The sequence below is a fragment of the Sphingopyxis sp. LC363 genome (genome assembly GCF_000756385.1).
Lineage (GTDB): Bacteria > Pseudomonadota > Alphaproteobacteria > Sphingomonadales > Sphingomonadaceae > Sphingopyxis.
In genome coordinates this window covers 37536-50935 of sequence record NZ_JNFC01000025.1, presented here as the reverse complement: position 1 = coordinate 50935, position 13400 = coordinate 37536, and the positions used below count along the sequence as shown (strand labels likewise).

The following is a 13400-nucleotide window of genomic DNA, read 5'->3' as shown; positions in this document are numbered from 1 at the left end:
GTCGTGGAATGCGCACCTGGGCCGTACATCGTGTATTTCGACTGGGATCAGTCGAACATCACGCCGGAAGCGGCTTCGACGCTGGACAACGCGATCAGCGCCTACAACCGTGGTTGCACGGGTACGCAGGTCATGCTCGCCGGTCACGCCGACCGTTCGGGTTCGGCCACGTACAACGTCGGCCTGTCGAACCGCCGCAACGACGCGGTTCGCAGCTATCTGACCGCTCGTGGTATCTCGGATGGCTCGATCAGCGCGCAGGGCTTCGGCGAAACCCGCCCGGCCGTTGCGACCGCCGACGGCGTCCGCAACGACCAGAACCGTCGCGTGGAAATCACTTACGGTCCGAACTCGGGCATGTAAGACCGATTTCCATCCCCGACGGGGATTGGAAAAAAGAGGGGCGGTACCGAAAGGTGCCGCCCTTTCTTTGTGCGCGACTTGCGCGAGGGAGTTGTTTTGAACGACCGTTTGCGATTCTTCTTGCCGATTAGGTATAATGATATACCATTACGTTATGGGCTCGGGATGATCTCAAGCCCTTGAAGCGGGGCGGAGCGCTCACCGGTTATGGCGCTCATTCCCAAGCGGGAGAGAGACGATGCGCAAACGCAGCATGTTCCATCGCAGCATTTTTCGCGCCGACCCCAATGGTGATCCCGACATCAACACGACGCCGCTGATCGATGTGATGCTGGTAATGCTGGTGATGTTCATCATTACCATTCCGCCGCCGACGCACAGCATCGATGTGACGTTGTCGCCCGATGAGGTCACCGGCAAGATACTCGACCAAAATCGCGTGACGATCGATACAAGCGACGTGATCCGCTGGAACGACGAAGCGATCGACCTCGCCGAGCTGGGGGTTCTGGTAAGGCAGGCGTCGGAGCGTGCAGAGCCGGCGGCGATCCTGCTCGAACCCGATGCACGGGCGCGTTATCTGCGCGTTGACGAAGCAATCGGAGCAATCCGGCGCAATGGCGGGACCAAGCTCGCCTTTCCAGGTATCGAGGGTTACGCCGGGCTGATCTGAGATCCGGCGCGTCCTCGCTCAGGCGACGGGCGCCGTTCCGGGGCGGAGATGGCGCATCATATAGGCGACATAATCGGCCTTGCCGAGCGGGGCGCCCATGTGGCGCAGCACGGCATAGGCGGCGACGCGGTGGAAGTAGAATTGCGGCTGCGCCCAGTCGCGGACATAGTCCGCGGCGCTGAGATCGAAGACCATGCCGTTCGGCAGGTCGAAGCTGACCGCCCGCGCCATGTCGTCACCGAGTGCGGTGCGATCGACGCCATCGAGGACCGCCAGCGTCGCGGCGATCTGCTCCTGCATTCCGGCGAAGTCTGTCGCATCGTCGGGAAGCTCCGGCACGGCAATGCCTCCAAGCCGGCTCAGGGGCTGCAAGGCCTGGCTGCAGGTAAAGCGGATCTGCGAGGCGAGCGGGAACATGTCGGGCGCCAGCCGCGCGACCGCGAACTGCAGCTCGCCGATGCCGTTAGCCGTGCCCCACAGGCTTGCTTTCGACAGCTCTCCGGACAGAGCCTTCAGGCCATTTTGGTAGGCCGGTACGGTCAAATCGTAAAGCATCGTCCTTTTCCTCCGATTGTCAGGCCGCGGCGAGATTGTCCTGGAACTGAAGCCGCGCAAGGCGAGCGTAGAGGCCGTCGGCCGCGACGAGTTCATCATGGCGGCCTTCCTCGACGATGCGGCCATCGTCCATCACGATGATGCGGTCGGCGGCGCGCACGGTCGCGAGGCGGTGGGCGATGACGATTGTGGTGCGATCGGCCATCAGCGTTTCGAGCGCGTCCTGCACGAGCTTCTCGGATTCGGCGTCGAGCGCCGAGGTCGCTTCATCGAGCAGCAGCAACGGCGCTCGGCGCAGCAGTGCACGCGCGATTGCGATGCGCTGGCGCTGGCCGCCCGAAAGGCGCGCGCCGCCTTCGCCCATGAAGGTGTCGAGTCCTTGCGGCAATTTGCGGAGGAATTCCTCGGCATTGGCGGCGCGCGCGGCGTCCCACAATTCCTCGTCGCGTGCGGTCCAGTTGCCGTAGCGCAGGTTGTCGCGCGCTGAGGCAGCGAAGATCACCGTTTCCTGTGGCACCATCGCTATGCGCGCGCGGATGTCGGCGGGGTCGGCCTCGGTCAGCGGCACGCCGTCGAGCAGGATCTGCCCCGCCTGCGGATCATAGAAACGTTCGGCAAGCTGGAAGAGCGTCGACTTGCCGGCGCCCGAGGGGCCGACGATCGCGACCGTCTCGCGCGGGCGGATCGCGAGCGTGAAATCGTGGAGCGCCGGCGCATCGGGACGGGTCGGATAGTGAAATTCGACCGTCGCGAATTCGAGCGTACCCAGTGCCGGCACGGGGAAGGGGAGCGGCTTTGCGGGCGGCGCGATCGTCGCTTCGGCGTTTAGGAGTTCGCTGAGTCGCTCGGCGGCGCCGGCAGCGCGGAGCAGATCGCCATAGACTTCGGTAAGCGCGCCGAACGCTCCCGCGACGAGCCCGCCTGTCAGGACGAAGGCGGCGATGGTGCCGCCCGTAATCGTCCCTTGCGCCACGCCTTCGGCGCCGTACCAGAGCAGGGTCGTGATCGCACCGAAAAGCAGGCCGATGACCGTCGCGGTGATGATCGCGCGCAGACGGATGCGGCGCTTCGCGGTCGCGAAATTGGCTTCGACCGCGGCAGAGAAACGATCAGCCTCGCGCGCTTCCTGACCGAACGCCTGGACGATTTTCATCGCCCCCATCTGTTCGGCGGTGGTCGCGCCGATGTCGGCGACGCGATCCTGACTGGTCCGCGAGACTTTCTGAAGCCGCCGGCCGAGCAGCATGATCGGCAGGATGATCACCGGGATGCCGAGAAGGATGCCCGCGGTGAGTTTCGGCGAGAGGCTGAACAGATAGACGATGCCGCCGACGCCCATCACCATGTTCCGCAACGCGACCGATACAGTTGTCCCGACCACCTGCTCGATGATCGCGGTATCCGACGTCATGCGCGAGGCAATTTCGGACGGGCGGTTTTCTTCGAAGAAGCCGGGCGCGAGGCGCAGCAAGTTGCGCTGCACCGCTTGGCGGATGTCGGCGACGGTGCGCTCGCCGAGCCAGCTGACGAAATAGAAGCGCAGCGCGGTAGCCACGGCGAGCGCAACGACGATCGCGTAGAAGAGGCGGAAATGCGGCGCAACGTCACCGCCGCCGGCGATAAAGCCGCTGTCGATCATTTCCTTGAATTGATAAGGGATTGCGAGCGTCGCTAGCGCAGCAACCCCAAGCGCGATCGCGGCGACGATCAGTTGCAGCGGGTAGCGACTGGCGTGTTGCCACACCATGCGCAGACTGCCGAGCTTGCGGCGGGGTTCGGCGGAAGCGTTCGCGGCGGAAAGGTCGGACTGGCTGGCCATCGCACCGGCCCTAGCAGCGGCGGGGACCGGGCTCAACGATACAGAATGATGCTGCGCTTCAGATGCTTTGAAGTCGCGCTGCAAGGAGGAGCGCGGCGATGGCGCCGCGCTCCTCCTCTTTTGTCAGCGATTGTCGAGCTGCGCACGCACGGCGCGAAGTCCCGGCTGCGTGATGCGATACGGCGCGCCGCCGTGCGAGGCGATGAAACCGCGGCGCCGTAGCCGGTTGAACAGCGACAGGCCGGTGTTCGCGAGGACGTAGCCGTCGCGGGTGAAGCACAGCGCCTCGACGATATGGCCGGTTTCGTTTCGCCGATGGCGGATCATGCCGCCTTGCGCCAGCACATGGAGCACGCGCTGCTCCGCTTTCGAGATATTCATGGGATATGTCCGGAAATTGCATGCAACAACGGCGCGCCGACGCTGGTCGGCACGTAGCGCACATCCCGTTTTCGCCGGGATGTTAGCGGTTGCCCGCAATCTCAGACATAATCACTCCACCGGCGCATCATGCGCCTTGCCATGCAGATATTCGCAATCGGTGCCCGTCGCAATGGCTTTGACGCATTGCACAATGAGACGGAGCCCCTAGACTGCTCATCAAAGAGCAGGCGCCGAAGAGCGCCGCCGGGCTACGCAAGGAATGATCTGGATATGCTGTATCACGCGTTTGACATGCAGAAGAATTGGCTTGCCGGGGCGAGTGCGCTCGCGACCGCGGGGGCGCAGGTGATGCAGCATCCTGCGAATCCGCTCGGCTATTTCGGCGGAAGCCCCATGTTCGCCTCCGCGCTCGAGGTGTTCGCGCACGCTGCGGCGCCGCGCGGCAAGCCGGGTTTCGAACTCTATGACACCGTCGTCAACGGCGAGACCGTGCGTGTCGCCGAAGCGATCGAGGCACGCAAGCCTTTCGGCCAGCTCAAGCATTTCAAGCATAAGGGCACGAAGGATGCGCCCAAGCTGTTGATCGTCGCCCCTATGTCGGGCCATTATGCGACGCTGCTGCGCGGTACGGTCGAACGGATGCTGCCGGGGCACGATGTGTGGATCACCGACTGGCGCGATGCGCGGAACGTACCGCTGGAGGCGGGCCGGTTCGATCTCGACGATTATGTCGATTATCTGATCTCGTGGCTCGAACATATCGGCCCCGGCGCGCACGTGCTGGCGGTGTGTCAGCCGTCGGTTCCGAGCCTGGCTGCCGCGGCGGTCATGGCGGCGAACGGGCATAAATGCCGGCCCAGGACGCTGACGATGATGGGCGGGCCGATCGACACGCGCAAGGCGCCGACCGCGGTGAACGACCATGCGATGACTCGGCCGCACGCCTGGTTCCAGGAAAATGTGATTGCGACCGTGCCGGCCTATTATCCGGGGGCGGGCCGCCGCGTCTATCCGGGCTTTCTGCAACTCGCCGGCTTCATGTCGATGAATCTCGGCAATCATATGATGAGCCATTGGGAGATGTTCAAACATCTGGTCGATGGCGACGGCGAGAGCGCCGACAAGACCAAGGAATTTTACGACGAATATCGCGCGGTGTGCGACATGACGGCCGAATTCTATCTCCAGACGGTCGACATGGTATTCCAGCGCCACCTGCTACCGAAGGGCGAGATGACGCATCGCGGCCAGACGGTCGATATCGGGGCGATCGAGGACATTGCGATCCTCGCGATCGAGGGCGAGCGCGACGATATTTCGGGGATCGGCCAGACCAAAGCGGCGCTGACGCTCGCGAAGGCACTACCCGCGAACCGGAAGAAATATCTGATGGCGAAGGGCGTCGGCCATTACGGCATCTTCAACGGCCGCAAATGGCGCGAGGAGATCGCGCCCGTAGTCGAGAAATGGATCCGGACACACGGCGGTTAACGGTCGGTTGCGGCCGCTCCTCCCCGGCACGGGGAGGGGGAGGACCGTCGCCGCCGTTAAATGCCCGGTCAATGCCAAGGCGAAGTCCGCACGGCCCAATAGACGATATAGAGGAGCCCTGCCCATAGCAGCAGGATGAACGCCATGCCGGCTCGGCTCGACGGGCGCTCGCTTGCGGCCTCGGCGGCGGCGTGCAGTTCGGTCCATAGCGGTGCGGGGATCAGCCGCCGAACCGCGAGCAGGCCGAGCGGGACGATAACGAGATCGTCGAGCCAGCCGAGTAGCGGGATGAAGTCGGGAATGAGATCGATCGGCGACAGCGCATAGGCGGCTACCGCGACTGCGAGGGCGCGCGCGATCAAAGGCACCCGCGGGTCGCGCGCAGCAAGCCAGGCGGCATGCCCCTCGATCGCGAGGCGGTGGCCGAGATCGCCGATGCGCTGGGAAAGGGATTTGCCGGTCATAGCGATCTACACTAGCCTTCCTGTATGGCTATCCAACTGAAAAGCGCGCGCGTCGAACGCTGGGCCGTCGCCGGCGAGTTCGTCATCAGCCGCGGCGCCAAGACGCACGTCGACGTCGTCGTCGCCGAAATCGAGGGAAGAGGCGAGATCGGGCGCGGCGAGGGCACGCCCGTCTATTATCTCGGTGAGGATGCGGCGGGTTGCCGCGATCAGATATTGCTCGCTGCGCCGCATATCGGCGATATGGGCGCTGCCGAGGCGCGCGCAGCGGTGCAGGAGCTGATGGCGCCGGGCGCGGCGCGCAACGCGCTCGATTGTGCGCTATGGGATCTGGAAGCGCGGCAACGCGGGCTCCGGCTCTGGCAGCTTGCCGGCTGCGACGGGGCGCCCACTGCGCGCGTCACGGCCTATACGATCTCGCTCGGCACGCCGGGGGCGATGGCCGAACAGGCGGCGACGGCGGCCGCCGACGGCTATCGGCTGCTCAAGATCAAGCTCACCGGCGAAGGCGACCGGCTGCGCGTCGCGGGGGTCCGCAAGGGCGCACCCGAAGCGCGGCTGATCGTCGATGCGAACGAAAGCTGGGGCGAGATCGATATTTTGAGCGAGGCCGAGGCGCTCGCCGACATGGGAGTCGAAATGATCGAGCAGCCCGTGCCGGTGGGCGCCGATGCGCTGCTCGATCCGATTTATGCGCCGCTGCCCTTTATCGCCGACGAAAGCTGCCAGACCGCCGCCGACGTGGCGCGGATCGGGCCTTTCTATGACGGGGTGAACATCAAGCTCGACAAGGCGGGCGGGCTGACCGAAGCGCTCAGGATCGCCGACGCCGCCGACGCGGCGGGACTGTCGATCATGGCCGGGTGCATGCTCTCGACCAGTCTCGCGATCGCGCCGGCCTTCGTGCTGGCGCAGCGCGCGAAATGGGTCGACCTCGACGGTCCCGCATTGCTGGCGCGGGACCGCGAAGGGGGGTTCGAATTTCGCGAGGGGCGGATCGGGCCGCCGGCGATCTGACCCTAGAGCGCGACTTCGGCGTGCTTGCCAAGGTCGCCGTCCCTCATCGTCATTCCGGTCGCGAGCTTGAACATGCCCTTGATTCCGGGATCGGCGGTCCAGATTTCGGCATCGTCGAGATCGAAACGCAGCAGGACGAGCTTGGGATCGTCCTTGCCGCCCGGATACCAGGCCGCGATGCTGTTGTTCCACAATTTGTCGAGCACCGCGCGATTATTTTCGTGCACCAGCGTTCCCGAAATGCAGGCGAACAGGTCGTGACCCTTGGCCGCAAATTGCGCCATGGCCGGTCCGCCGGCCGCCAAGCGATTGTCGGTCGCGGTGAAGAACCAGAAAGCGCTGTTCGCGTCCTTGTCGAGCTGCGCGTTCATCGGGATATGATGTTCGCGTTCGCCGGTCGCGCCGAGCATGACGTAGGGGCTGTCGGCCAAGGCTTTCCAAAACTGCTGTTTGATATCGTCGCTCATCGAAAGGCTCCATTTCTGTCCCCCGATGACCGATCAACGCGGCAGCGGTGCACTTGTTGCCCGGTTCAGCGCCGCCGCGGCTCGGCATAGCTGACGACTTCATATTCGATGCCGTCGGGATCGAAGAAATAGAAGCGGCGGCCGGGTTCGTAATCGCCGTGGTTGAACGGCGTGAGCCCCACCGCCTTCACCCGCATCTCGATCGTGTCGAGATCGTCGACCTGCACCCCGATATGGTTGAGCGGCTCGCCCTTGGGATAGCGCGCATCCGCGTGCTGGCCGTCGGGGCCGGTGTAGAGCGCGATATAGGCGGCGTCGCTGCCGAGGTGGATCGTCCGCCCGCCGTCGCGCGCGGGGCCGCGCCAGCGTTCGTGCCAGCCGAAGATCGCCGACAGGATGCCCGCAGTGCGGTCGGGATCGCTGACGGTCAGATTGACGTGCTCGATGAAGGGATGCGTCACGGGGAACTCCTGATTCGGGTTGACGCAGCGGCTTATGAAAGCTCAAGTGAGGTTTAGATCAAGCGAAAAGCGAGGAGCGCGGATCATGCACCGAACCGATCTGATCGCGATCGGCGAACTCGCCGCGCGCACCGGCGTCGCGGTGTCGGCGATCCGATTTTACGAGGCGAAGGGGCTGATCGAGGCGCTGCGCACCGGCGGCGGACAGCGTCGCTTCCTGCGGGCCGATATCCGCCGCGTCTCCTTCATCCTGATCGCGCAGCAGATGGGGTTGAGCCTCGAGGAGGTCGGCGACGAGCTGGCTCGATTGCCTGCGGGGCGAACGCCCAACGGCGCCGACTGGACGCGGATCAGCACCGGATTGCGCGCGCGGATCGACGCGCAGATCGCGGCGCTGACGCGAACGCGCGGGCTGCTCGACCAGTGCATCGGCTGCGGTTGCCTGTCGCTCAAGAAATGCGGGCTCTACAACCGCGGGGACAAGGCGGCGCAGCGCGGAGCGGGGCCGCGCTATGTGATCGGCGACCGGGCGGGGGAGATTGCCGAGATCGGCTGACGGCATAGGGATGGGGAGGGGAGGTTTCCGATCCTCCCTGTGGCGAAGCCATGGGGAAGGGGGACCGTCCGCGAAGGCGATGGTGGAGGGGTCGCGACGTCGCGCCATTAGCCCCTCCGTCAGCGCTTCGCGCTGCCACCTCCCCATCGCTACGCGACAGGGAGGAGCAAACGGCCGTTACAGGTCGATACCGCCCCTCAGGCTGCGCTTAACGTCTCGATCTCGGGCGCGCCCGCAAGGCAGGGGCCGAGCTTGGCGCCGAGGGTGCGGAAGTGGTCCGAGGCGCGATGCGCTTCCACTGCGGCTTCGTCGTCATAGCATTCCATGACCTTGTAGGCGCCCGCCTCCGCGGTGCGGAACAGCTTGTAATAGCTGTTGCCGGCTTCGTTCGCTCGAACGGCGGCGGCGAGTTCGGCGAATACGCCTTCAAACGCCTCTTCCTTGCCGGGTTGCACGCGCAGGGTTGCGATGATGCCGATGCTGCTCATATCTCTCTCCTCTTGCAATCAGGCTCTGAGATCGGGGTCGACATGCCAGCCGTCCTCGACTTGAATGCCAAAGCTGTTCAATATCATCGATACCTGTGTGTACTGACCGACGGTCATGACGAGGTCCATGCGTCCCTTGTCGCCGAGCGGCGCGAGCGCGGCCCAGGTCGTGTCGGTCACGAAATGATTGGCCGTCAGTTCGTCGGTCGCGTGGAGCATCGCGCGGTCGAGGTCGTTCCAGCCCTCTGCATCGGGACCGGCCTTGATGCGCGCGATCTCGTCCTCGGAAAGGCCGCAGTCGAGGCCGATGCGCTTGTGCTGTGTCCACTCATAACCCGAACGGCAGTTGTAACCGGTGCGCAGGATGACAAGTTCGCGGTCGCGCGGGGTGAGCGCGTTGCGCCGCGACAGGATATAATTGCCCCAGCCGAGGAAGGCGGTGAGCGCCTTTGGCGCATGCGCCAGCGTGCGGAAGATATTGAGAATCTTGCCGCCCCCGACCTTGCCTCCCTGACCATTGGGGCCGGAAGCAAGGAAGGGTTCGAGCGCGGCGCGCTGGTCGGCATCGAGCCGGTCGAGATCGACCGGCTCGATACGCGGAGCGTTTAGTCTCATTTAACGCGGCCGCAAATCAGAAGACCTCGAACAGGCCCGCTGCGCCCTGGCCGCCGCCGATGCACATGGTGACGACGGCATATTTGACGCCGCGGCGCTTGCCCTCGATCAGCGCGTGGCCGACGCAGCGCGCGCCGGTCATGCCGAAGGGGTGGCCGATCGAGATCGAGCCGCCGTTGACGTTGAGCAGCTCGTTCGGGATGCCGAGCTTGTCGCGGCAGTAGAGGACCTGCACGGCAAAGGCTTCGTTGAGTTCCCAAAGGCCGATGTCGTCCATCTTGAGCTCGAAGCGTTCGAGCAGCTTGGGGATCGCGAAGACGGGGCCGATGCCCATTTCGTCGGGCTCGGTGCCCGCGACCGCCATGCCGACATAACGGCCGAGCGGCTGGAGGCCGCGCTTTTCGGCGACCTTGGCTTCCATCACGACGCATGCCGACGAGCCGTCGGCGAGCTGGCTGGCGTTGCCCGCGGTGATCGTATGGCCTTCGCCCATCACCGGCTTCAGGCTCGCGAGCCCTTCGAGCGTCGTGTCGGGACGGTTGCACTCGTCCTTGTCGGCGACGACGTCCTTGAAGCTGACTTCCTTCGTTTCCTTGTTCACCACGGCCATGGTGGCGGGGCAGGCGACGATTTCGTCGTCATATTTGCCCGCGGCCTGCGCCGCGGCGGTGCGCTGCTGCGACTGGAGCGAATATTCGTCCTGCGCTTCGCGGCTGATGTTGTAGCGTTTCGCGACGACCTCGGCGGTGCCGATCATCGGCATATAGGTGTCCTTGTGCATCGCGATCAGCTCGGCGTCGGTCTCGATGAACACCTTCCCGCTTCCGCTGACCTTCGAGATCGACTCGATACCGCCGGCGACCGCGATATCCTGACGATCGACGATGATCTGCTTCGCGGCGGTCGCGATAGTCATCAGGCCCGACGAGCACTGGCGGTCGATCGACATGCCGGGGACGGTGACGGGCAGGCCCGAACGCAGCGCGATCAGGCGCGCGACGTTCATCGTCTGCGAACCCTGCTGCATCGCGGCGCCGAAGACGACGTCGTCGATCTCGCCGCCTTCGACCCCGGCGCGCTCGACCGCGGCGCGAACCGCATGCGCGCCCAGCGTCGGGGCGAGCGTGTTGTTGAACGAGCCGCGCGCCGCCTTGGTCAGCGGGGTGCGGGCGGTGGAAACGATAACGGCGTCACGCATGATAGGGGTCCTTCTTTCTGATTCCGGTTGTCTTAACGGGGGAGGTCAGCCGGTATAACTATGCTTTAAACGAAGAACTGGCTGATCCATTCGGCGATCAGCGCGGGCTTCTCCTCGCCTTCGATCTCGATCGTCACTTCATTGGTCTGCTGCCACTGACCGGGGCGCTTTTCTTCGAGTTCGAGCAGCTTCACATGGCTGCGCACGCGCTTGCCCGAACGGACGGGGGCGAGGAAGCGCACCTTGTTGCCGCCATAGTTGACGCCCATTTTCACGCCCGCGATCTTCGGACCGTCGGTCTTCTGGCCGAGCATCGGGATCAGCGACAGCGTCAGGAAGCCATGCGCGATCGTGCCGCCGAAGGGCGTGAGCTTCGCCTTTTCCTCGTCGATATGGATGAACTGATGATCGCCCGTTGCATCGGCGAACTTGTTGATCATGTCCTGATCGACGAGCACCCATTCGGATGTGCCCAGATGCTCACCGACCCTGGCTTGCAGGTCCTGCGGCGTGATGGTGGCCATATCTCATCCCCTCGAATTGCTGGTTCGGGGCGCGTTCTAGGCCTCTCTTGCCGCATTGCACAAGGGCCAAGCCCCGCAGCCGCGTCGCCGTAGCGTCAGGTCTTGACGGGCTTCGGCGTCTTCATCGTCACGCTCTCGGCATAGGGAAGAATCATCGTGCCGTCGGGCGCCGCAGTGAAGGTGGTCTGGGTCGGATAGGCGAATTCATAGCCCGCGCCCGCCATCGCTTCGAACAGCCGGATCGCGACGTCGGTACGCGCGGCGGTGACGACGTCATAATCGTCGCTGAACACGTCGAAGAGCAGTTCGAAGTCGAGACTCGACGGGCCGAAGGTGACGAAGCTCGAACGGATGAACTCCTGTCCGGCCGTCTTGACCTGTTCTTCGAGCAGCGCGGGCAGGTCGCGCAGCATCGCGGGCGTTGTCTGATAGACCACGCCGATCATGAAGGTCACGCGGCGGCGATGGAGATGCGCGAAATTGGTGATTTCCTTGGCGAGCAGATTGGTGTTCGAAATGACGAGCAGCTCGCCGTTGACCGAGCGCAGCCGCGTGCTCTTGAGCCCGATGCGCTCGACCGTCGCGGTGCTCATGTCATATTTGATCGTCTCGCCGACGCGGAACGGCCGGTCGAAAATGATCGAGAGCGAGGCGAAGAGGTCGGAGAAGATGCCCTGCGCGGCGAGGCCGATCGCGATGCCGCCGATGCCGAGGCCGGCGACCAGCCCGGTGACGTTGACCCCCATATTGTCGAGGATGACGATGCCCGCGATCGCGAACAAAGCGACGCTGATCAGCAGACGGATGATGCCCATCGCGTTCGACAGCGTTTCGTTGTGGCCTTCGGCGGCGCGGCGCTGGATCAGCCCGAGCACGATCTCGCGTACCCAGATCGCGACCTGCAGCACCACTGCGACGGTGAATACCAACTGGATGATCTGCATGATCACCGCGGGCGGCTGCGCATAGCCCGCGACCAGGCGGATCGCGATGATCGCGAGCACGGCCGATTTGGTCTTGTGGATTACGCGCCCGGCGATGTGGGTCAGCGACATGTCGCCCTCGGCCGACTGCGCGTATTTGAGCGCAAAGCGGCGAAGCATCGAGAGGATGAAATAGATGGCGAGACCGGCGCCGATCGCGATGCCGATCTGCAGCCAATGGCCGTTCACCCACGCGACGCTCATGTCCCAATAGCGTTGCAGGTCTTCGATCGGGTTGGTCGCCACGGTCTTTGCGGGCGCAGCTTTGGGAGCGGCAGTCGTCGCGGCGGCGAGCAGGGAGAAAGTCACGTCAGGTCCTCTTGAAATCGGATCAGGCGGATTGGAGTAGCACCGCGGCGGCGGGCGCCTGCTCCAGATAGGTCAAAAATCCGCGTTCGTAACGCGAAAGATAGCGTGTCGCGCGCGGCAGCGTTCCGACGGCCGCCGGGAAGTCCGCGCGCTCCTGCGCCGCCGCGATCATCGCTGGATGAACATAGGCCTTGCGCGCGATCGCGGGAGTGTTGCCGAGGCGGTCTGCAACATATTCGAGCATCGCCTTCAGCGTCGGCGGTTCGGGCGCGTCGTAAAGGAAGGCGAAGGCCTCCACGCTGGCCGACCAGGTACGGAAATGCTTGGCGCTGAACTCATCGCCCATCGCCTCGCGGATATAGGCGTTCACATCGTCCGATCCGACCGCGCAGAGGCTGTCCGCATCCTCATATTGAAAAAGCTTCTGTCCCGGCAGGTCCTGCAGCCGGCGCACCAGCGTCGAAAGGCTGCGGTCGCTGATCGTCACGTCGCGTTTTGCGCCGCCCTTGGCCACATATTGCAGGCGCAACGTCTTGCCTGAAGCCTTCGCATGGCGCTGGCGCAGCGTCGTTGCACCGAAGCTTTTGTTCGCGGTGACATATTGCTCGTTGCCGATGCGCAGCGCGGCGAGGTCGAGCAGGCGCACGACCGCCGCGACGACGCGTTCCGAACACAGCGTCCGGCGGGCGAGATCGTCGGCAAGGCGCGCGCGGAGCAGCGGCAGCGCGTGGCCGAAGGCGGCGCAGCGGTCATATTTGTCGGCCTCGCGCGCCATCCGGAAGTCGGGGTGATAGCGATATTGCTTGCGTCCGCGCGCGTCATAGCCGGTCGCGAGGATATGGCCGTTCGGCGCGGGACAGAACCAAGCGTCCTCATAAGCCGGGGGCAGTGCGATCGCGTTGAGGCGGTCGATTTCGTCGCGGTCGCGGATGATCTTGCCCTTGGCATCGCGGTAGCGCCAGCCGACCCCCGAACGCTCGCGGCCGATGCCGGGCAGGCTGTCGTCGACATGGACAAGGCGGGTTGTGGCCAT

At 64.6% G+C, this 13400-nt stretch carries 17 protein-coding genes; 5 read left to right on the top strand and 12 right to left on the bottom strand.

All coding sequences use genetic code 11. The features are described from left to right. The coding region (locus FG95_RS11235) for an OmpA family protein (protein WP_037555960.1) at positions 1-363 on the top strand (363 nt) is incomplete at its 5' end. 238 nt (positions 364-601) lie between these two features. Continuing rightward, positions 602-1036, top strand: coding sequence for an ExbD/TolR family protein (locus tag FG95_RS11230; RefSeq protein ID WP_052182300.1), 435 nt, complete (start codon positions 602-604; stop codon positions 1034-1036). A gap of 18 nt (positions 1037-1054) precedes the next feature. Here the strand turns inward: FG95_RS11230 and FG95_RS11225 are convergent, their stop codons facing one another. The 3 genes from FG95_RS11225 to FG95_RS11215 all read right to left on the bottom strand — a co-directional run bounded on the left by FG95_RS11225 (position 1055) and on the right by FG95_RS11215 (position 3791). Then, a complete protein-coding gene (locus tag FG95_RS11225; protein ID WP_037555939.1) occupies positions 1055-1591 on the bottom strand; it encodes a DUF1993 domain-containing protein in 537 nt (178 codons plus the stop codon). Positions 1592-1610: 19 nt separating this feature from the next. Beyond that, positions 1611-3410, bottom strand: a complete 1800-nt coding sequence (locus FG95_RS11220; protein ID WP_052182299.1) for an ABC transporter transmembrane domain-containing protein — start codon at positions 3408-3410, stop codon at positions 1611-1613. A 123-nt stretch (positions 3411-3533) separates the two neighbouring features. Further along, on the bottom strand, positions 3534-3791 hold the full coding sequence (locus FG95_RS11215) for a YjhX family toxin (RefSeq protein WP_037555938.1): 258 nt from the start codon (positions 3789-3791) through the stop codon (positions 3534-3536). Positions 3792-4064: 273 nt separating this feature from the next. Here FG95_RS11215 and FG95_RS11210 point away from each other — a divergent pair, with 273 nt between their 5' ends. After that, positions 4065-5285, top strand: a complete 1221-nt coding sequence (locus tag FG95_RS11210) for a polyhydroxyalkanoate depolymerase (RefSeq protein WP_037555937.1) — start codon at positions 4065-4067, stop codon at positions 5283-5285. Positions 5286-5353: 68 nt separating this feature from the next. Here the strand turns inward: FG95_RS11210 and FG95_RS11205 are convergent, their stop codons facing one another. Further along, positions 5354-5749: a YkvA family protein gene (locus FG95_RS11205; protein WP_081933109.1), complete on the bottom strand. Its 396-nt coding sequence runs from the start codon at positions 5747-5749 to the stop codon at positions 5354-5356. A 24-nt stretch (positions 5750-5773) separates the two neighbouring features. Here FG95_RS11205 and FG95_RS11200 point away from each other — a divergent pair, with 24 nt between their 5' ends. Further along, on the top strand, positions 5774-6766 hold the full coding sequence (locus tag FG95_RS11200; RefSeq protein WP_037555936.1) for a dipeptide epimerase: 993 nt from the start codon (positions 5774-5776) through the stop codon (positions 6764-6766). Between the two features lie 2 nt (positions 6767-6768). Here FG95_RS11200 and FG95_RS11195 read toward each other — a convergent pair whose 3' ends face one another. Next, positions 6769-7233, bottom strand: a complete 465-nt coding sequence (locus tag FG95_RS11195) for a pyridoxamine 5'-phosphate oxidase family protein (RefSeq protein WP_037555935.1) — start codon at positions 7231-7233, stop codon at positions 6769-6771. Between the two features lie 65 nt (positions 7234-7298). Then, positions 7299-7694 (bottom strand): VOC family protein, encoded by a 396-nt coding sequence (locus FG95_RS11190; RefSeq protein ID WP_037555934.1) that lies wholly within the window; start codon positions 7692-7694, stop codon positions 7299-7301. An 85-nt stretch (positions 7695-7779) separates the two neighbouring features. Between FG95_RS11190 and soxR the strand changes: the two genes are divergently transcribed. Continuing rightward, the gene (gene soxR, locus FG95_RS11185; protein ID WP_037555933.1) at positions 7780-8250 is read left to right on the top strand and encodes a redox-sensitive transcriptional activator SoxR; all 471 of its coding nucleotides are present in this window, start codon (positions 7780-7782) and stop codon (positions 8248-8250) included. Positions 8251-8447: 197 nt separating this feature from the next. Here the strand turns inward: soxR and FG95_RS11180 are convergent, their stop codons facing one another. The 6 genes from FG95_RS11180 to FG95_RS11155 form a co-directional block, all read right to left on the bottom strand. Further along, complete coding sequence (locus FG95_RS11180; protein WP_037555932.1) at positions 8448-8738, bottom strand: putative quinol monooxygenase; 291 nt, start codon at positions 8736-8738, stop codon at positions 8448-8450. 18 nt (positions 8739-8756) lie between these two features. Then, complete coding sequence (locus FG95_RS11175) at positions 8757-9353, bottom strand: carboxymuconolactone decarboxylase family protein (RefSeq protein WP_037555931.1); 597 nt, start codon at positions 9351-9353, stop codon at positions 8757-8759. 16 nt (positions 9354-9369) lie between these two features. Further along, a complete protein-coding gene (locus FG95_RS11170; RefSeq protein ID WP_037555930.1) occupies positions 9370-10551 on the bottom strand; it encodes an acetyl-CoA C-acyltransferase in 1182 nt (393 codons plus the stop codon). A gap of 65 nt (positions 10552-10616) precedes the next feature. Beyond that, on the bottom strand, positions 10617-11075 hold the full coding sequence (locus FG95_RS11165) for a MaoC family dehydratase (RefSeq protein ID WP_037555929.1): 459 nt from the start codon (positions 11073-11075) through the stop codon (positions 10617-10619). Positions 11076-11170: 95 nt separating this feature from the next. Further along, positions 11171-12262 carry a mechanosensitive ion channel family protein gene (locus tag FG95_RS11160; protein WP_409581479.1) on the bottom strand — a complete coding sequence of 364 codons (1092 nt, stop codon included), beginning with the start codon at positions 12260-12262 and terminating at the stop codon, positions 11171-11173. A 127-nt stretch (positions 12263-12389) separates the two neighbouring features. Next, positions 12390-13400: a DNA topoisomerase IB gene (locus FG95_RS11155; protein WP_037555954.1), complete on the bottom strand. Its 1011-nt coding sequence runs from the start codon at positions 13398-13400 to the stop codon at positions 12390-12392.